The organism is Rhizobium sp. SG570, from assembly GCF_012275345.1.
GTDB classification, from domain to species: domain Bacteria; phylum Pseudomonadota; class Alphaproteobacteria; order Rhizobiales; family Rhizobiaceae; genus Rhizobium; species Rhizobium lusitanum.
This window is the reverse complement of record NZ_JAAZQI010000005.1, coordinates 23,995-43,643: the sequence shown is the minus strand read 5'-3', so window position 1 is coordinate 43,643 and position 19,649 is coordinate 23,995. Positions and strand designations below refer to the sequence as shown.

Here is a 19,649-nt window from a genome sequence, read left to right as displayed (position 1 = left end):
ATGTGAGGGGGCGGCGCCTGAATTTCAATGTCCGATATTTCACTTTGTCTGGAGCTCCGCAAGCGCCAATGCAAGGGCGTCGTCGGACAGCGTATAGATCGAAGCGTTTTCGGTATAGACCAGCAGGCAATCGATGCGTTTTCCCGGATAGAGCGGCGAAAGGACGGAGCGGTAGATAGCAAGCTGCGCTTTGTGCGCGAAGGGAATGTCCCGCTCACTGCCCGGGGGCACGCGATTCGTCTTGTAGTCCAGGATGACGATGCGGTCGTCGAGTACCGCCAGACGGTCGATGCGGCCCGAGACGGCGTAGGACTGGCTGCCGAGCGTCAACGTGCCCATGATCGAGACTTCGGCCTGGGCATGCGCGCTGAAGGTGCCTTGCAGGTCCGGGTGCGAGAGTAGCGCCATGACGGAGCCGATCAATGCTTCCCGCTCGGCCTGGGGCCAGAAGCGCGCGGCGCGTTCGGCGTAGCGCCGCGCCGCGTCGGCGCGATCCTCCGGCGCGATATCAGGCAGTGTCTGCAGCATGCGGTGGATGAAGCGGCCCTTCTGCAGAGCGTGGTCGGACTTCGCTTTCTCGCCGAAAAGCGCCGAAGTGACGAGCAGATTGTCGGCCTCATCGTCGATGACGGTGCCGACCCCAGAGGGGCTGAGCGGCCGGGGAAGGTTCCTCTGCGGCGGCAGTGGTCGGCTGAGTCCCGCAGGCAAGCCCGCGCGCTCCATCAGTTTCTCCGGCTCCGGCATGATTTCGAAATCGAGCTTCACTTGCGCAATTCGCCAGCTCAAGCCCTGCCAGTCACCATCAGCGCCGGAGAAAGTCCTCAACGTACAATGCTGCTCGTCCTGGCGCAGCGCCGCCGAAATCATCGCGTGCCATGTATCGCTGTTTTCGCGGATGCCGCGGTAGCCGCAGATGATCAGCCGGTCGGCAGCGCGCGTCATGCCGACATAGAGCAGGCGACGATATTCTTCCTCGGTCAGCGACTGCAGCCGCGCCGTATCGGCCTGCGTCAGCGAATTGGCAAGCGCGGAGACCGGCACCCAGACCGGCAGCGGGATCTGGTCCTTGCCGGTTTCGATCAGCCGCATCTTCGGCAGATGCGTATGGGTAAAGGCCTTGCCGCCGCCGTCGACGAGGAAGACGATCGGCGCTTCCAGCCCCTTCGATGCATGCACCGTCATGATCCGCACTTCGTTGCGGCCCTTGTCCTGCTCGCGCTTGACGGTTGGTGCTTCCAGTTCCAACGTCGAGATGAAGGATTGCAGGCCGGGCAGGCCGCCCGTCTCGTGATCCAGCGCGAAGGTCAGGAATTCGTCGAGGATGTCGCTGACCTCGGTGCCGAGCCGCGCCAGAAACTGCCGCCGGCCGCCGAAGCTGCCGAGCACGCGAGCGTAGAAGTCATGCACCGCCAGGCTTTTCGACAAAGCAAGGAAGGTCTTCAGCTGTTCGACGGCCCGGCTAAAGCGGTCATGGCCGTCTTCGGCGAACCGTTGCAGATGGCTCCAGACGCTCTCGTGGTCATCACGATAAGCCGCGACCGCGAAGACATCCTCTTCGCTGAGGTCGAACAACGGGCTTTTCAGCAGTGCGCAAAGCGAAAGATCGTCTTCCGGCAACAGCAGGAAGCGGCCGAGCGCCAGGAGATCCTGAATGGCGATATGGCTGGTCAACACCAGCCGGTCGGCACCGGCGACGGGAATGTTGCCGCGCCGTTTCAGGGCGCGGGTCAGCGCGTTGACGAAGCTGTCGCGCTTGCGCACCAGCACGAGAATGTCGCCGGCTTCGATGAAGCGGGCCTTGCCTTTTTCGATGATCGTCTCTCGCCCGATGAGGTTGCCGATCGTCTGCGCCATCCGCCGCGCCAGGATGGCGGGCGGTGCGCTTTCCGGCGTCGAATCGAAAGGTGCCGTCCAGTCCTCCTCCTTGGCAGCCGGTTCCGGCGCGATCATCTCCCAGAGATCGACGGCGCCGGGATGGCCGATGCGGCTGGAGCGGTGCACCACCGGCTCGTTGACGGCGCTGAGCCCCCTAGCGTTCTCCGGGCTGGTGAAGATATGGTCGACGGCGCCGAGCACATCGGCCGTCGAGCGGAAGGACAGCGGCAGCCGAATCGACGAGAACCGCAGGCCGCTGGCATCCACCCGTCGGCGGGTGCGATCGCTTTCCTCGGAAAAGCGCTCCGGCCGCGCGCCTTGGAACGAATAGATCGATTGCTTCTCGTCGCCGACGGCAAAGATCGTCCGCAGCGTCGGCCGCGCGCTTTCGCCGGCGAAGAAATCCTCCGCTAGCGACTGGATGACGCTCCACTGGATCGGGCTGGTATCCTGTGCCTCATCGACAAGGATGTGATCGATACCCTTATCCAGCTTATAGTGAATCCATGGCCCGACGCCCTTCTTGTTGAGAAGGTCCGCCGTGCGGGTGATGAGATCCTCGAAATCGAGCTGGCTGCGCCGCTTCTTCAGCTCCTCATAGTCTCGGTTCAGCCGGTCGGCGAGGATAAGGGCAGCGCGGGTCGCCCGGTACATCCGCATCAGTTTCAGCCGGTCGCGGCAGGCAACGACATGAGCGCGTGCCGCCGCCACTGCATCGGAAAGTGCCGGAGCGTCCGCCAGCATCGCCTTCACAAAAAACTGGCTGTCCGATTTCGGTTCGCCTTTCGCGGTCAGCATGACCTTTTCGAGTATCTCGGCGCGGGCGATAGCATCCGCCTCGCGTTTGGCGAGGCGCAGCGCATAAGCGATCTCCTGTGCTTTTGCACCGCCCTTCTGATCGGCGAGCGTGAGATAGAGCTCCAGCGTCGCACCGAAGAGGCCGGGAAGCGGCCAGTACTGTTCCGCAATGCCGGCTTCCGTGTCGTCGGCGGAAAGTCCGAGCCGCGCCAGCAGCGTCGCTTCAAGGCCGCCCTGTCGCTCCGCCGCTTCGGTAAAGCGGCGGATGGCGTTGCGTTTGGCGACGATATCGCCGAGCAGCGTTTCCAGGCCCGATTCATCGCCGAGATCGAGCACATAGGCAAAGGCTTGTGCCAGCTCGGCATCGCCGTGCGGCGTCGCGGAGGCCAGCAGCGCGCGGCGCGCATCCTCGAGTAGGGTCGCCGCCGCACGGTCGTCGAGAACGGAGAAATGCCCGGCGACATTCGCCTCGAGCGGGAATTGATGCAGCAAGGCCTCGCAAAAGGCATGGATCGTCTGGATCTTCAACCCGCCCGGCGTCTCCAGCGCCTTGGCAAAGAGCCGACGCGCCTCGGCAAGCTTGAAGATATCCGGTTCCGCGCCCTCGATATCGGCGATGCGCGTTTTCAACTCCTCGTCCGGCATCGTCGCCCAAGTTGCCAGCCGGTCGAAGACGCGGTTCGACATTTCGGAAGCGGCGGCCTTGGTATAGGTGAGGCAGAGGATGGCCGAGGGCCGGGCGCCTGATAGCAGCAGGCGGATGACGCGCTGGGTGAGCACATGCGTCTTGCCCGAGCCGGCATTGGCCGAAACCCAGGCCGAACGTTCGGGGTCCGAGGCGATGGATTGCTGGATCGTCGTCCAGCTGATCCAGACGCCGGGGTCGTCGCTGTCGGGCAGGCCGGCTGGTTCGCTGGCGGAAAGCTCACTCATCGCCGCCGCCTTCCTGTTCGCTTTCTGCCGTCGACCATTCCGAAACGCGGGCGAGGTGATCGTAATCGCCGCCATATTCGAACTGCTGGGCGGGGATCAGCCGCGAGGAGAAGCCCTTCTCGCCGGATTGCAGCAGCGAAACGAATTTGACGAACTGGTCCATCGCTTCCTGCGCCAGGTCCATAGCCGACTTTGTTTCCGTCTTGCTGCCGCGGCTGGAATGTTCGTTGTTGACCTGATCGACCTTGAAACGATCGCCCGGCCGCAGCCGCACGTAAAGCAGGTTTTCGGGAACCATCGCGCCGATATTGCGGAAGGCACCCTGTCTGAGCGCATAGGCCTCCAGCGCCAGCTGCGGGTCGAGCAGCGCGCGGGCCTGCGGCGGCGAGGGATTGTAGCCGGTCTTGTAGTCGATGATATCGGCCGCCTTGTCGCTCTTGATGTCGATGCGGTCGGCGACGCCAGTCAGCCTGACGCCGATGGGCTCGATTTCGACACCGGCCGGCACTTCCGTCGCCGTCTTGCGAACCTCCGGCCGTCGTTCCGCTTCCCAGGAGAGAAAGGCGCGGGCCACTTCGCGGAAGCGCGGCCGCCAGACGCTGTCGATATGGTCAGGCAGCCGCTGTGCATCGAACAGCTCAGCGATGATGCGATCCATAGCCAGCGTCGCATCCGGCGTGCCGGCAATGTGGCCTTCACGAACGAAGCGGTCGATGATCTTGTGATAGAGCGTGCCGCGCTCGGCCGGGCCGGGATCGCGATTGAACGGATCGACCGGATCGAGCCGCAGCACGCGCCGCGCATAGATGGCATAGGGGTCGCGACGCAGGCGGCCGACCTCGCTGAAGGAATAGCTTTTCGGCTGCAGTTCAGCGGGCGGCTTCGGCGCCGGCCGCAATGCCGGGGCCTGATTGTCGCCTTCGTCGATCAGGCCTGCCCAATGGCGGTATTGATCGCCGCGTGCCTTCAATGTGCTTTCAAGGTCTTCGCCGCCGAGCGCGATCAGCCGCTGCAGCCACCGGGAGGCGACCGTCGGCGTCGAACCCTGGCGCAGAGCGCGCGAATAGATGAGGTCACGGGTGCCGTTTGCCATTTCGAAATCGTGGGCAAGCTGGCCGATGCGTCGTTCCGGCGGCTCAAGGCCGATCTCCGTCTTCATCGTGCGCGAGATGAAGGGATTGTTCGCCGTCTGTCCGGGCCATGAGCCTTCATTCAAGCCGCCGAGGATCAGTGTGTCGACGCTCTGCAGGCGCGCTTCAAGCGTGCCGAAAATGAAAAGGCGCGGGTGGCTGAGAGCCCGCGGCTTCACCGCCTGTCCCACGCAGAGGGCCGTCATGATGTCGATCCATTGCGGCCCGTCCGCCTCGAGCTGGCCTTCGGTGTCGATGACTTCCTTCAGCAGGCTGGCGAGCGTATCTCCGGCTTCCCCGGACCAAAGCGCCGCGAGATCACCGCGCTCGTCGGTCGCGACGGCTTCGAGCGTCCGGCCGGTGCGCTCGGCCCATTCCGAAAGGGTAGGTAAGCCGTCGGCCGTCTGCAAGGAGAGTGCCGTCACAAGCGGCTCACATGCCCTGGTGACCCTACTCGCCAGCTCGCGTGCATGCTCCACGGATTCGGGGGGAAGCGATTTGCGCCATTGCGGCGCGTGGCGGTCGTTCGCCTGTTCGGCGAGCCTGATATCGAGCAGCGCCTCCAGCGTGCCGATATCGACATGGGTGACTCCGCCCCTGAGCGCCAGGATTTCCAGCGCGTCGACGCCGAGCCGGTGCGTCTGCGACAGCAAGCCGAAGCGGGCGAGGGGATGCTTGAGCAGCGAGACGATGGAGACGGGATCGCCAGGGCGGAGCGTCGCTTCGAGCAGCAATTGCAGCAGCGTGCCTTGCGGCATGGCCGAAAGCGGCGTGCCGGCCGAATCGTCGGCGGTGATGCCGAAACGGGATAGTTCTGCGGTCACGCGCCTTGCGAGGTTGCGGTCGGGCGTGATCAAGGCGGCCTGGCTTTCGCCGCCATTGCGTCCCGGCTTCTCCAGCGCCAGTCGCAATGCGATGGCGATTGCCGTCGCTTCCTCGCGCTCGTTTGCCGCCTCGATCAGGGCGACATCGGTGAAAGCGCTGGCTATGGCATCAGGAGCAAGCGTCTTGTGCCAGCTTCCCCAGCCGCTCGTCGCCTCTGCCGGCGCCAAAGCGCGCGACAGGATCTGCGCCCGCATCTGCATGCTCTCCGCCGCCTCGGCAACGGTTTCGACATCGTGACGGGTGGCATGCAAGCGCTTCAGCAGCAATGAAAGGCCGTATTGCGGATGGCTGCGCGTGGTCGGATCGGGCCTTTCGCCGGCGACCGTTTCCGGCGCGACGAGCTGCCAGTGCTCTTCCGGCATCGAAAGATCGAGTCCGGGCAGGACGATCACCCCCTGCGGCAACGAGGCGACGGCCGCGATCAGCTCCGCAGTTGCCGGCACCGAGCCGGTCGAACCCGCGACGATCACCGGTCCCGGATGCTGCGTCGCGGCAATCCGCTGTGCTTCGGCGCGAAGGATGGCATTGCGATTGCGGGCGGCGGAGGACTTGCCGAGCTCTTCGAGGCGCGCCGGCCAGAAGGCGCTGGCGATCCGCAGAAATTCGGCCGTCAGCTGCCACCAGAGCGCATGCTCTTCGGCGTTGAGACTGGCAAGCTCGCTCCAGTCCCGATCCTCGGTCTCAAGCGAATCGATAAGCTCGGCGAGATTGCGCGCCAGCCATATGGCATCGGCCGGGCTTGCGGGGGCGACGAGCGGTGAATCGGAATGGATGTCGCGCACGATCTGCGGCAGCTTGTTGCGCCAGGCAAGGATCAGCCGCGCCAGCTCCAGAAGCCGCGCCGTATTGGCAAGCGGCTGCGCCAGATCGGCCGTATCAGGTAGGGTTTCCTCGAAATAGCCGCTGTCGTCATCGGTTTCGCCGAGCGGGCGAATGACCGGCAGGATGGCGGAACGGCCGCCGAGCAGATCGACGAATTCCGAGCGCAGGACACGCGCCGCGCGCCGTGTCGGCAGGAAGATGGTGACCTTGGCGAGCGACAGCGGATCGCTCGGATCATGGCGGAAATGCTCGGTCAGCCGGCCGTCGCAAAGAGCAGCCGCAAGGGTCTTCAGGAAGGGCAGGCCTGTCGGGATCGTCAGGATGCGTTGCCGGTGGCCGCCTGCCATGGGCCTCACGCAAACGCCCGGAAAGTCCGGATCGTTTCCTCCGCCTCGCCGACTGCCTCGGGTGTCCCCACAGTCAGCCAGTGACCTTCGAGCATCGTACCGTAGAGCCGGCCGCGGGCAATGGCCTTGTCGAAGTATATATTGATGTTGAAGGCGTCAGCCGGTGCGTCGTCGAGGAGCGACGGATCCATCGCGATGGCGCCGGCATAGACGACGCCGTCATGCGGCGCGTCTCGATAGCGCTGGAGCCGGCCGTCTTCAGCCATGCTGAAATCGTTCTTGCCGTTATGGCCCGTCGTTTTTTCCAGCTCGACGCAGAGCATGGCCATGTCCATGCGGGAGGCGTCGTAGAATCCGGCTAAACGCTCAAGGTTTGTCGGTTCGCCTGGCCGTTCGCCGATCCAGAACAGATCGGCATTCATCACGAAAACCGGGTCGCGGCTCAGCAGCTTGAAGCCTTTGACCAGGCCGCCGCCGTTGTTCATCAGCGCGTCTCGCTCGTCTGAGATCAGGATCTCGAGCCCGCGATAGCTGCGCAGATGCGCTTCCATCTGGTCGGCATGGTGATGCACATTGACGACTGCACGCTCGACGCCGGCTTCGGCCAATGCGTCCAGTGCGTAATCGATCATCGACTTTCCGGCGATCTTCACCAGCGGCTTCGGGATGGTGTCGGTGATCGGCCGCATGCGGGTTCCGAGCCCCGCGGCCAATACCATGGCTTGCTTGATGGTCATCTCGTCTCGAACTCGTGATTCGGTCGCTTGCTTTCCTTTAGCACAAGGCCGGAAAGCCGTCGCCGGGTCTTCGGTCGCTATTCCTCGCCGATACCGGCTTTCTCGCACCATTCGCGCAAGGGAGCCAGCGCCTCATGCTCGAAGGCGATGGCGAGATAGGCGAGGGTGCGCGGCATGTGCTTGAGGTAGCCGGGTTTGCCGTCACGCTGCAGCAGCCGCACCCAGAGGCCGGCGAGCTTGCAGTTGCGCTGCGCCGACATGATGGCCCAGCTTTTCAGGAACTTGGCCTCGTCGAAGCCGCCCTCGGCATGCCGAAGTGCGAGGTAGTCCGATATCAGCTGATCGTGCAGATCGCGCTCGATCGTCACGCGCGCATCCTGCACGAGCGAGGCGAGATCATAGGACGTAGGCCCGATCATCGCGTCCTGGAAATCGATGAGACCGATGCGCTGGATGCCTTTTTCCGCCGCCCGCCAGATGATGTTGGGCGAATGCATGTCGCGCAGCAGCAGGTTTTTTTCCGCGTCATCAAGCTGGTCGATGAGCTGATCCCAGATCGCCAGATAATCGGCGCGTTCGGCGTCGCTGGCCGGGGTGCCGCGTTTCCAGGGCAGATGCCAGTCGAGAAGCAGCCGCGCTTCCATCTTCATGGCGGTCCGGTCGAAATCCGGAATGTGATGGGTATGATCCGGCGTCACCGGAATATCGTGGGGAATGGTAAGGCTGTGCAGATGTGCGAGGCACGCGACGCTGGCGCGATAGCGCTCGGCAATGGGCCTGCCATGCTCGTCGAGCACGCCATCGGTGCCGAGATCCTCGATCAGCAGGATGCCTTGCTCGTAGTCGACGGAGAAGATTTCGGGTGTGGCAAAGCCGTTCTCGCGGAGAATGTCGGCGAGAGCCACGAAGGGATAGGCATTTTCGGCGAGATGCGCGACCTTCGGATAGGGCTTGCCATCGAGCACCGCCGGTCCCTCCGGCAGTGGCGGCCAATCCATCAGGATCACACGGCTGCCCTCGCCACGCGGATAGATGGACTCATAGGCCCGCAGCGAGGCGTCCCCGGTCAGGAAGCGGCGCCGGGCGCCTGCATAGCCACTAGCATCGAGAAAGGCGCGTATCGCCAGCACGCGCCGGATGCGCGCCATTTGCCTGGCCGGGGCCATGATCGTCGCCCGCCGTCCTTCACCCTCATGTTCCAGTTTGATTACGATGCGCTCTTTCGGCAGCTCGCTTTCCGCCATTTCAGGCCACTCGACGAGGCAGATGCCGGTCTGCAGCGCTTCGTCGAAGCCGAGTTCCATCAATTCGCTGGGATCGCCAAGGCGATAAAGGTCAAAATGGGAGACGGGGATGCGCAGCTCATAGGACTGCACGAGCGTAAAGGTCGGGCTTGGTACGTCGAGTTCTACGTCATCGGCCATGGCACGCAGCAGCGCGCGTGCGAGCGATGATTTGCCTGCGCCGAGGTCGCCGGAAAGCGCCACGCAGTCGCCTGCCTTCAACGCCAGCGCCAGATCCTCCCCAAGCTGGGCGGTGGCCGTATCATCTGCGAGGAAGAGGGAGATGCTGGTGTCGGTTGCTGTCATTCTGCTGCGACGGAGTGGGGCAGTCCGGCGGACGGAATACGGCAGGTCACCTTCGTTCCCTTGCCCGGTTCGCTTTCGATCGAGACCTGGCCGTCATGCAGGCTGACAAAGCTTTCCACGATGGAAAGGCCAAGGCCCGCGCCGCTGCGCTTGCCGCCCTTGCCGTTGGAAGCGAAGCGGTTGAAGACCGTGTGGATCAGATCTTCCGATATGCCGGGGCCGTTATCCGCGACCGAGAAGACGAAATCCGTGCCTTCGCGTCCGCAGGTCAGCGCGATAGTCGATCCCTCGGGCGCGAAATTGGCGGCATTGGTCAGAAGCTTGAGCAAAATCTGCTTCAGCCGCTGCTGGTCGGCGACAATGGAGCCGAGATGGGCGGGCACGGTGATTTCCAGCGTCACGCCGCTTTCCTGCAGCCGGTCGGCAATCTGCATCGATACTTCGTCTAGAAGATCGCTGAGCACGATCTCGGAATAGTTCAGCCGCATGATGCCGGCATCGACCGTCGCCAGGTCGAGAATATCGTTGACAAGCGTCAGCAGCACCGACGACGAGGTGGAGATATGGTCGATATATTCGGCCTGCCGATCGTTCAGCGAGCCGATGCCGGGCGTCTTCAGGAGATCGGTGAAGCCGATGATGTTGGTCAGCGGCGAGCGCAGTTCGTAGGAGACATGCTGGACGAAGTCGTTCTTCAGTTCGTCCGCCTTCAGCAGCGCCTCGTTCTTCTCGGTCAGTGCCCGTTCGGCGCGCACGCTGTCCGTCTTGTTGACGAAGGTCAGCATGGTCTGCGCATTCGGCAGCGGAATGACGGCGTAATCGAGCACCAGATTTGAATAGAGCTCCAGCGTGCCCTGCGACGACGGCCGCTCGTCATCGAAGCTGGTGATCTGCTCGGCAAAGCGCTTCCAGCCGTCCGGTCGGTCGTAGGAGGGCGTGCAGGCCTCGGCCAGCGCCTGGATATGCGTGCCGGGCTTGGCCTGCGCCTCCGTGATGTTCCACAGAATGCGGAAGGCCGGGTTCGAAAGGCGGATACGGCCATCAGGCCCGAAGACGGCGACGCCTTCGGATAGGTGGTCGATGGTCTCGCCCTGCACCTTGACCAGCGTATTGTAGCGCGTTTCAAGGTCGACCTGCTCGGTCAGGTTCTCGAACACCCAGGTGGCGCCGCCCTGGGGATGCGCCGTGGCGAAAACCCTCAAAATCTGGCCATTGGGTAGGTGCCAGAGGTCGCTCTGCGTATCGAGCGCACGATAGACCGAAAGGACGCCGTCCTTCCATGTCTTCCAGTTCAGCTGCTCGGGCAGCTTCTTGGCGCCGCGCAGCCGGTCCAGGATCTCGCTATTGTCGGGTCGCTTCTCGAGGAAGGCGATGTCGAGCTCCCAGAGCTGCACGAAAGCCTGATTGTAGAACTGCAGCCGTCTGTCGCCGTCGAAGATCGCAACCGGCGTCGCCAGATGATCGAGCGTCTCGGCATGGCTCTTCAGCGTACGCGCCAGCTCGGCCCGGACCGCTTCCGCCTCGGAAACGTCGATGGCGATGCCGGCGGAGCCGCTCGGAGACTTTACGTCGATGACGTCGAAGAACGTGCGGTTGCCGTGTACGACCGTCGAAATCTTGTCGTGGAAGGGCGATTCCGGGGTCGCCGAAGCGCGAATGCGCTCGCGGGCCACGGTCGTCAGGAATTCGCGCCCCTCGCGGATGGCTTCTTCCGTCGAGACGGCTTCAACAGCTTCGCCATAGGCCTGGTTGATCCAGGTCAGCTTGCCTTCGGCATCGCGCTGCCAGACCGGCAGGTCGATGGCGTCGAGCAGATTCTGGAAGGCGGAGATCGACGTCATCAGCCGGTCGCGCTCGATCTTCAGCTCGGCCAGTTCGGCGCGCAGATTGTTGAGCGCGATGAAGCGAACGAAGGCGCGGCCGCCGGAAATGCGGCCCTGCGCTTCTAGGATCTCGTCGCGGTTGGTCTCGACCACCATGTCGAAGCTCTGGCCGTTGCCGCGCAGCTTGTCGATCGCCTTGTCCAGCTCGCCGGCCGACCACGACTTCAGCCAGCGGCCGAAGGCAAGGAATTCGTTGTCCTGAGGCGCGCCGGTCTCGACCGGGAGTTGGCCGAGCAGCTCCGGGCGCGCATTCTGGCCATCCCAGATGACGATACGGCGGTTCTTGTCGGCGATCAGCGCCTGGTACTGGGAAATGCGTTGATTGGCATCGGACAGCGCCGTGCGGATCTCGCGGCTTTCGTTTTCCAGATTGCCACGCTGCCGGACCATCCACACGGTCGACAGCAGAGCGGCGGAAATGACGCCGATGATGATGGAAAAAACAGCCATTTCGGAAGAGGTGAAGAGGCGCACGGTCGCCTGCGACGCGATGTTGCTCTGCGCGAGAACAGGACCCGCCAGGCCGGTAACGAGGCCACCGAACACGCTGAGCCGCAACAGACGGGTCAGCGAGGCCAGCCGACCCTTGTCATTCCCTCGCTTCGTCCGCGGTAAAAACATATATGCACCGCCCTGCCGCAACCACGCTGCCGCTCCGCGTAGCGCTGGCTGATGCAAGTTGTCTTCCCCTTCAGACATAAGAGGTCTGTCTCCGTCCTTCAGAGCAGGATGCCGAAAAGTGTAAGCGGTTTTCGGACGACATCATGCTCTACTTATTTGATTGGAGAGCGGATTCAGATGTTAGGTCGAGCCGACCCAACATCATCCGGCTCTACTGTGCCGCATCCTGACAAGACATCCCATTTTCATGGCTCCGGGCGCGCCGGTTCGTCACGAATCAAGTTCAAAAACAATACTGCCTAAGGGAATCTGCGGGAAGGGAGCTGGCCAAAAAATAAGCCCCGGCATTTGTCAATGCCGGGGCCACAAGATGTTGTGGATATTGATCTTAAAATCAGTATCTGTAGTGGTCGGACTTGAAAGGACCTTGGGTCGTGACGCCGATATACGCGGCCTGCTCGTCCGAAAGCTCGGTCAATTTTACGCCGAGCTTGGCGAGATGCAGGCGGGCGACCTTTTCGTCGAGGTGCTTCGGCAGCACGTAGACCTGATTCTGATACTGACCGGGCTTGGTGAAGAGCTCGATCTGCGCCAGCGTCTGGTTGGTGAAGGAAGCGGACATGACGAAGGACGGATGGCCGGTGGCGTTGCCGAGGTTCAGCAGGCGGCCTTCCGACAAGAGGATGATGCGGTTGCCCTTGGCGAACTCGATCAGGTCGACCTGCGGCTTGACGTTCGTCCACTTCAGGTTACGCAGAGCGGCAACCTGGATTTCGTTGTCGAAGTGGCCGATGTTGCCGACGATCGCCATGTCCTTCATCGCGCGCATATGGTCGATGCGGATGACGTCCTTGTTGCCGGTTGTGGAGATGAAGATATCGGCGCTGGAGACGACGTCTTCGAGCTGAACGACTTCGTAACCGTCCATCGCAGCCTGCAGCGCGCAGATCGGATCGACTTCCGTAACCTTGACGCGGGCGCCGGCGCCGGAAAGCGAAGCGGCAGAGCCCTTGCCGACGTCGCCATAGCCGCAGACGACAGCGACCTTGCCGGCCATCATGACGTCGGTGGCGCGGCGGATGCCGTCAACCAGCGATTCCTTGCAGCCGTACTTGTTGTCGAACTTCGACTTGGTGACCGAGTCGTTGACGTTGATCGCCGGGAAGGGCAGCAGGCCCTTCTGGCTGAGCTGATAGAGGCGGTTGACGCCCGTGGTGGTTTCTTCGGTTACGCCCTTGATGGCGTCGCGCTGCTTGGTGAACCAGCCCGGCGAAGCCTGAAGGCGCTTCTTGATCTGCGCGAAGAGGATTTCCTCTTCTTCGGAATGCGGGTTGGAGAGCACGTCCTCGCCGGCTTCGGCGCGGGCGCCGAGCAGGATGTACATGGTGGCGTCGCCGCCGTCGTCGAGGATCATGTTGGACAGGCCGCCATCGGTCCACTGGAAGATCTTATCGGTGTAGATCCAGTAGTCCTCGAGGCTTTCGCCCTTGATGGCGAAGACCGGCACGCCGGAAGCAGCAATCGCCGCAGCGGCATGGTCCTGGGTCGAAAAGATGTTGCAGGATGCCCAGCGAACCTCGGCACCGAGCGCCACCAGCGTCTCGATGAGAACGGCTGTTTGAATCGTCATGTGCAGCGAGCCGGTGATGCGCGCGCCCTTCAGCGGCTTCGTTTCGCCGAACTCGGCGCGGCAGGCCATCAGGCCCGGCATTTCGGTTTCGGCGATCGTGATTTCCTTGCGACCGAAGTCGGCAAGGCCGATATCCGCGACGACGTAGTCTTTTTCAGTGCTCATGAAGATCTCCAGCCTGAACGATGCAACCGCGCCGTGGGCAAAACGCCTCGGCCGAATGCAACAAGAATTGCACGCTGACAGCGTGTGGGATGATGCCGTGTAGCAGGCTTCAGGCTGGAAATCAATAATGATATAAAGAAGTCTTTATGTCTTTATATCCTGGCGGCAGCCAAGAGGAAAACTTAGATTTCCTCGCCGAACTTGTTGGCCACAAGCAGGTCCAGCGCCTCGAGCGCTTCGGCGGCCTGATTGCCGCTCGCCGTCACCAGCACGCTGCAGCCGGGGCTGGCCGCCAGCATCATCAGGCCCATGATCGAATTGCCGCCGACCGTCGTCCCGTCCTTGGAAACGGTGATGGCGGCGTCGTAGGCTTCGACGGTCTGGACGAATTTGGCGGAGGCGCGGGCGTGGAGGCCTCGCTTATTGATGATCAGGAGTTCCCTGGAAAGCTCGGTCATAGAGGCGGTGCTGTCCGTCATTTGCCGCTGAGCACACGGCTGGCTACGTTGATGTATTTGCGTCCGGCCTCCGAAGCTTCAACCAGAGCCTTCTCCATGTTGTTGTCGCCGCGCACGCCTGCAAGCTTGATAAGCATCGGCAGATTGACGCCGGCGATGACCTCGGTATGGCCGCTATTCATGACGGAAATTGCAAGATTGGAGGGCGTGCCGCCGAACATGTCGGTCAAGATGATAACGCCGTGGCCATCATCCGCGCCGGCGACGGCTTGCAGGATATCCTGTCGCCGCTTGTCCATGTCGTCTTCGGGACCAATGGATACCGTTTCTATGAACTTCTGCGGACCAACGACATGCTCGACCGCATGCCGAAACTCTTCAGCTAGCTTGCCATGAGTGACAAGCACAAGTCCGATCATGATATTACTGCTCCCATCGCATTACGCAAACAGGTGGCCAATATCGCAATGCAGCAATGTCGTCCACCGGTTGGGGGGACATCTTGGCGATGAAAAGACGAAGTGCAAGCTTAAAATACAGGATTTGAACGCCTGTGAAGGCTTAAAAGGCCGATTAATCCAAACTGGAAGCGATTTTCGCCATAATTGTTGCGAGCGGATTCACCGAGTTGGCAGACAGGCGGATTAGCGGCAGCCGGATGGAGCCGGTCACGTTTATCTGCTCGTCCTCGGGAGGCAGCCTTTCCGCCGTCGCTGGATCGACCGGACGGATGGCGAAGTGCATTTCGGCCTTCTGAACATAAGGCAGGCGAACAATGCCGGTGTAGCGGATTTCCATCAGGCCGGCGATCGAAGGCGGGCATTCGGCGAAAATGGAACCATCGTGCTCTGTGATCAACACCCGGTCGTCGGCGACCAGCGCTGCGGCGAGCCCGAGCGGATTGGCGGCTGTCAGACATGAAAAGGCGAGCGAGGATTTGCCGCTGCCCGAAGGCCCCAGGAACAATAGGCCGGTATTGCCGATGACGATCGCTGTCGCGTGAATATTATTGGCTGCTTCGACGGTCATGCGGCCGCTCATGCCGGCGTCTCGGCGGGCAGAGACAGGATGAAGCGGGCCCCCAGCAGCGTTGTGCCGTCAGTGTCGATAATGTTCTCTGCGCGGAGCGATCCGCCATGCGCCTCGGCAATCTGCCGGCTGATCGACAGGCCGAGACCCGAATTCTGCCCGAACTCCTCCGAATCCGGCCGGTCGGTATAGAAACGTTCGAAGATGCGGTCGATGTCCTCGGCCTGGATGCCGGGGCCATTGTCCTCGACGTAGATGACGCAGCGCGTCCTCGTGCGCGTCAGCCTCACCGTGATCTTCCCGGTGCCGTTCGGGACGAAGGATCGAGCGTTTTCGATGAGATTGGTGACGATCTGGCCGATACGCAGGTCGTGACCGACGACGGTGAACTTCGCCTTGTTGGCCGGCTTGCGGTCGACCAAATACTCAATCTCGACTGCCCTCTTGCTGTGTCCGACCTGGCGGGAAATATCGATCATGTCGCGCAGCAGCACTTCCAGATCGAGCGATTTTTCATCCGAGCGGGCGAGTTCAGCGTCGAGACGCGAGGCGTCGGAGATATCGCTGATCAGCCTGTCGAGGCGGCGCACATCATGCTGGATCACATCCATCAGCCGCTTCTTGGAATCGTCGCTCTTGGCCAGCGGCAGCGTCTCGACGGCGCTGCGCAGGGATGTCAGCGGGTTCTTCAGCTCGTGGCTGACATCGGCGGCAAAACTTTCGATCGCGTCGATGCGGTCGTAGAGCGCCGACGTCATGTCGCGCAGCGCGATCGAGAGGTTGCCGATCTCGTCCTGGCGGGCGGAGAAATCGGGAATTTCCTCGCGCTCCTTCGCCCCGCCGCGGCGCACGCGAATGGCGGCGGCCGAGAGCCGGCGCAGCGGATTGGCGATGGTTGACGACAGAAGCAGCGACAGGACGACGTTGACCAGCGTCGCAACGCCGAAGACGCGCATGATCGCCAGGCGCTCGGCATGGACGATCTTGTCGATGTCGCCGGCTTGGGTCGAGAGCAAAAGCACGCCGAGCACAGCCCGGAAACGCTGGATGGGCACTGCGACCGAGACGATCAGCTCGCCCTTTTCCGTGGTGCGGACGACGGCGCCGCGCACGCCGGTCAGTGCGTTCATGACTTCCGGATAGATCGAACCGTCGCCTCCGGGCGCTTCCTTGTAAACAGGCAGGTTGCCTGGCTGCAGCATCTTGTTCAGCAATCCGCTGAACCAGTCCGACCAGCTCTGCTTCTCGTCGTCAACAGGTGGCAGGTCATAGCGCAACACCTGGCCGCGGGAATAGAGGTGGCGGCTGTCGAGCAGCAGATTGGCATCGGCGTCGAAGATGCGGGCGCGGGTGCGTGTCGGCGAGATCAGCCGGGTCAGCACCGGCGCCACCTTTTCCGGATCGATCGGGAATTCCAGGTCCTCGTCGTTCGGAACAGGCGTAATGCTCTGGCCGGCCTGCAGCTCGAGCAGCTTCTGCGGATCGATGGTGATGGAATTGGTATCGACCGATGCCGAGGCGGAAACGGCACCGGCGATGATTTCGCCCTGGGTCAGCAGGCTCTCGACGCGCGCGTCGATCAGGCCTTCCCGGAACTGGTTGAGATAGAGAATGCCGCCGACAAGAACGACAAGGGCGGCAAGATTGAAGAACAGGATGCGCCGCGTCAGGCTCGAAAAGACGGCATTGCCGAAGATACGGCGGATCAGCGTGAACGGATGAGTCCATCGGCGGCGCGCAGGTCGAGCGCCGCTCGGGCTTTCCGCGTCATCTATATCTCTGTCCTGCACCAGCTGTGCCAATCCAATGGCCCTTTCGAAGAACGGGATCGCGGTCCCGTCCGCATGCTCTTATTCCATTGCCCGCTGTATGGTCCAGTTAACTATTCGGGCATGATGCCGAAAGGTGTGAGGGGATTTCGGACGACGTCATGCCCTATTTCTGATTCCGGAGCGGATTCAGATTTTAGGTCGATCCGACCTAAAATCATCCGGCTCTAGGCAGCTTCGCGGAAGCGGTAGCCGACGCCATACAGCGTCTCGATCATATCAAAATCGAGATCGACCATCTTGAATTTCTTGCGGAGCCGCTTGATGTGGCTGTCGATCGTGCGGTCGTCGACATAGACCTGCTCGTCGTAGGCGGCATCCATCAGAGCGTCGCGGCTCTTCACGACGCCGGGGCGCTGCGCCAGGGAATGCAGGATCAGGAATTCCGTGACGGTCAGCGTCACCGGCTCGCCCTTCCAGGTGCAGGTATGCCGCTCCTGGTCCATGACGAGCTGGCCGCGCTCCAGCGAGCGGGCCTGCTGCGTGGCACCCGGCTTGGCGGCTGCGCTGCCGCCGGCTGCGTTCGCGGCCTCGCGGGCGGAAGCGCGGCGGAGCACCGCCTTGACGCGCTCGACCAGCAGGCGCTGCGAGAAAGGCTTGGTGATGAAGTCGTCGGCGCCCATCTTCAGGCCGAAGAGTTCGTCGATCTCCTCATCCTTCGAGGTGAGGAAGATCACCGGTATATCGGACTTCTGCCGCAGGCGGCGCAGAAGTTCCATGCCATCCATGCGCGGCATCTTGATATCGAAGATCGCCAGCTGCGGCGGCCGGGCGAGCAGACCATCGAGCGCGGACGCGCCGTCCGTATAGGTCTCTACCTTATATCCCTCTGCTTCCAAGGCAATCGACACGGAAGTCAGGATATTGCGGTCGTCGTCAACGAGCGCGATTGTCAACATGGTATTCGTCTCCGTCATCAGTGCGCGTCTCCCGGATTTGGAATCCAGCCCAGGCGGTTTGCCAGCTCGGTCGGCGGTAACCTGGCGCGCTTATGGGGATAAAGGTGGAACAAATTGTGGCAAAGATAAAGGGGTGGATTGTCGAACCGCGACGCGCTTGCTCAAAGGTTGTGCGACGAAACGTCCCGGTGTTGTCAATTCAAACGATTTAAAATTATCGAAGTTTATTTAAATCGATTAAATAACTGATATCATTAAATATTTTTTGTTTTTCGCTCTTGTGCTTTTAAAAAGACGTCTCTACGCTTTAGAAAGTTCTAACGGCCAAGGCCTTGTTGAGGAAAAAAGTGATGGAGCAATTCGGCGTCCGTAATCCCGCAACCGAACTGGGAACGATCGGCCTGGGAGCCGCCGCCAGCGTGCGCTATAACCTCATGGAGGCCCACCTCTATGAAGAGGCGATTCGCCGCCGCGAAGCTGATCTCACCGCCGATGGTGTGCTGAGGGCGCTGACCGGGCAGCACACCGGCCGTTCCCCGAAGGACAAGTTCGTCGTGCGCGACGCCACCACCGAAGATCAGATCTGGTGGGACAACAACAAGCCGATGTCGCCGGAGCACTTCGCGCTGTTGCAGGAAGACATGCTGGCGCATGCGCATGGCAAGGACCTGTTCGTCCAGGATCTCATCGGCGGCGCCGATCGCGACTACGCCCTGCCGACGCGTGTCATCACCGAATTCGCCTGGCATTCGCTGTTCATCCGCAACCTGTTGATCCGTCCCGAACGTTCGGCGCTCGAAAGCTTCGTGCCCAGGTTGACGATCATCGACCTGCCGAGCTTCCGCGCCGATCCGGAGCGTTACGGCTGCCGCACGGAAACGGTGATTGCCTGCGATCTGGTCAACGGCATCGTTCTGATCGGCGGCACGTCCTATGCCGGCGAAATGAAGAAATCGGTCTTCACCGCGCTGAACTATCTGCTGCCGGAACGCGGCGTCATGCCGATGCACTGCTCGGCCAATGTCGGCCCTGATGGCGACGCCGCGATCTTCTTTGGTCTGTCGGGCACCGGCAAGACGACGCTCTCAGCCGATCCGACGCGCACGCTCATCGGCGACGACGAGCATGGTTGGGGCGAAAACGGCATCTTCAACTTCGAAGGCGGCTGCTACGCCAAGACCATTCGCCTGTCGGCCGAGGCAGAGCCGGAAATCTACGCCACGACCCGCCGCTTCGGCACGGTGCTGGAAAATGTCGTGTTGGACGAGCATGGCCGCCCGGATCTCGACGATGGTTCGCTGACGGAGAATACCCGCAGCGCCTATCCGCTGCATTTCATCCCGAACGCCTCGGAATCCGGCTTAACAGGCCATCCCGAGACGATCATCATGCTGACGGCCGATGCCTTCGGCGTCATGCCGCCGATCGCCAGGCTGGCGCCGGAACAGGCGATGTACCACTTTCTCTCCGGTTACACCGCCAAGGTCGCCGGCACGGAGAAGGGCGTCGTCGAGCCGGAAGCCACGTTCTCGACCTGCTTCGGCGCTCCCTTCATGCCGCGCCATCCGGCCGAATACGGCAATCTGCTCAAGGAACTGATTGCCCGCCACGGCGCCAGCTGCTGGCTGGTCAATACCGGCTGGACCGGCGGCGCCTATGGCACGGGACGGCGCATGCCGATCAAGGCGACGCGTGCCCTGCTGGCCGCCGCACTGAAGGGCGATCTCGACAATGTCGAATTCCGCATCGATCCGAATTTCGGCTTTGCGGTGCCGGTTGCCGTCGAGGGCGTCGACACGGCCATCCTCGACCCCCGCTCCACCTGGGCCGATGGCGAGGCCTATGACGCGCAGGCCAAGAAGCTGGTCCAGATGTTCGTGACCAACTTCGCCAAGTTCGAGGATCACGTCGACGGCAATGTCCGCGACGCGGCGCCGGGAATGCCCGTCGCAGCAGAATAAACATCCAGAACGGGAATGACTCACGTGAAACCCGGCGACCAGTTCGCCGGGTTTTCAT

12 protein-coding genes are annotated in these 19,649 nt (G+C 62.2%); 1 reads left to right on the top strand and 11 read right to left on the bottom strand.

Annotated features, from left to right (window positions below):
• Nucleotides 1-39: 39 nt before the first annotated feature.
• The 11 genes from addA to FHT28_RS12070 form a co-directional block, all read right to left on the bottom strand.
• On the bottom strand, nt 40-3,606 hold the full coding sequence (gene addA / locus FHT28_RS12120; protein WP_168596394.1) for a double-strand break repair helicase AddA: 3,567 nt from the start codon (nt 3,604-3,606) through the stop codon (nt 40-42).
• Nucleotides 3,599-6,790 (bottom strand): double-strand break repair protein AddB, encoded by a 3,192-nt coding sequence (gene addB, locus FHT28_RS12115; RefSeq protein WP_168596393.1) that lies wholly within the window; start codon nt 6,788-6,790, stop codon nt 3,599-3,601. Before addB ends, addA begins: the two co-directional genes overlap by 8 nt.
• A gap of 5 nt (nt 6,791-6,795) precedes the next feature.
• Complete coding sequence (locus FHT28_RS12110) at nt 6,796-7,527, bottom strand: nucleotidyltransferase family protein (protein WP_168596392.1); 732 nt, start codon at nt 7,525-7,527, stop codon at nt 6,796-6,798.
• A gap of 77 nt (nt 7,528-7,604) precedes the next feature.
• Nucleotides 7,605-9,116, bottom strand: coding sequence for a tRNA (adenosine(37)-N6)-threonylcarbamoyltransferase complex ATPase subunit type 1 TsaE (tsaE, locus tag FHT28_RS12105; protein WP_168596391.1), 1,512 nt, complete (start codon nt 9,114-9,116; stop codon nt 7,605-7,607).
• Nucleotides 9,113-11,698: a PAS domain-containing sensor histidine kinase gene (locus tag FHT28_RS12100; protein WP_037195542.1), complete on the bottom strand. Its 2,586-nt coding sequence runs from the start codon at nt 11,696-11,698 to the stop codon at nt 9,113-9,115. The genes tsaE and FHT28_RS12100 overlap by 4 nt, the downstream gene beginning before the upstream one ends.
• Before the next feature lie 316 nt (nt 11,699-12,014).
• Entirely contained in the window at nt 12,015-13,415 is a 1,401-nt protein-coding gene (gene ahcY, locus FHT28_RS12095) for an adenosylhomocysteinase (protein ID WP_037195540.1), read from the bottom strand.
• A 182-nt stretch (nt 13,416-13,597) separates the two neighbouring features.
• Entirely contained in the window at nt 13,598-13,873 is a 276-nt protein-coding gene (locus tag FHT28_RS12090) for an HPr family phosphocarrier protein (protein ID WP_037195537.1), read from the bottom strand.
• 17 nt (nt 13,874-13,890) lie between these two features.
• A complete protein-coding gene (locus FHT28_RS12085) occupies nt 13,891-14,292 on the bottom strand; it encodes a PTS sugar transporter subunit IIA (protein ID WP_034481375.1) in 402 nt (133 codons plus the stop codon).
• Between the two features lie 154 nt (nt 14,293-14,446).
• Nucleotides 14,447-14,902 carry an HPr kinase/phosphorylase gene (locus FHT28_RS12080; protein ID WP_168596390.1) on the bottom strand — a complete coding sequence of 152 codons (456 nt, stop codon included), beginning with the start codon at nt 14,900-14,902 and terminating at the stop codon, nt 14,447-14,449.
• An 8-nt stretch (nt 14,903-14,910) separates the two neighbouring features.
• On the bottom strand, nt 14,911-16,704 hold the full coding sequence (locus FHT28_RS12075; RefSeq protein WP_168596389.1) for a sensor histidine kinase: 1,794 nt from the start codon (nt 16,702-16,704) through the stop codon (nt 14,911-14,913).
• A 194-nt stretch (nt 16,705-16,898) separates the two neighbouring features.
• Complete coding sequence (locus tag FHT28_RS12070) at nt 16,899-17,630, bottom strand: response regulator transcription factor (RefSeq protein ID WP_197072741.1); 732 nt, start codon at nt 17,628-17,630, stop codon at nt 16,899-16,901.
• A 350-nt stretch (nt 17,631-17,980) separates the two neighbouring features.
• On the opposite strand from FHT28_RS12070, the gene FHT28_RS12065 reads away from it, so the two are divergent.
• Nucleotides 17,981-19,591 carry a phosphoenolpyruvate carboxykinase gene (locus FHT28_RS12065; protein ID WP_168596388.1) on the top strand — a complete coding sequence of 537 codons (1,611 nt, stop codon included), beginning with the start codon at nt 17,981-17,983 and terminating at the stop codon, nt 19,589-19,591.
• The last annotated feature ends 58 nt before the right edge of the window (nt 19,592-19,649 follow it).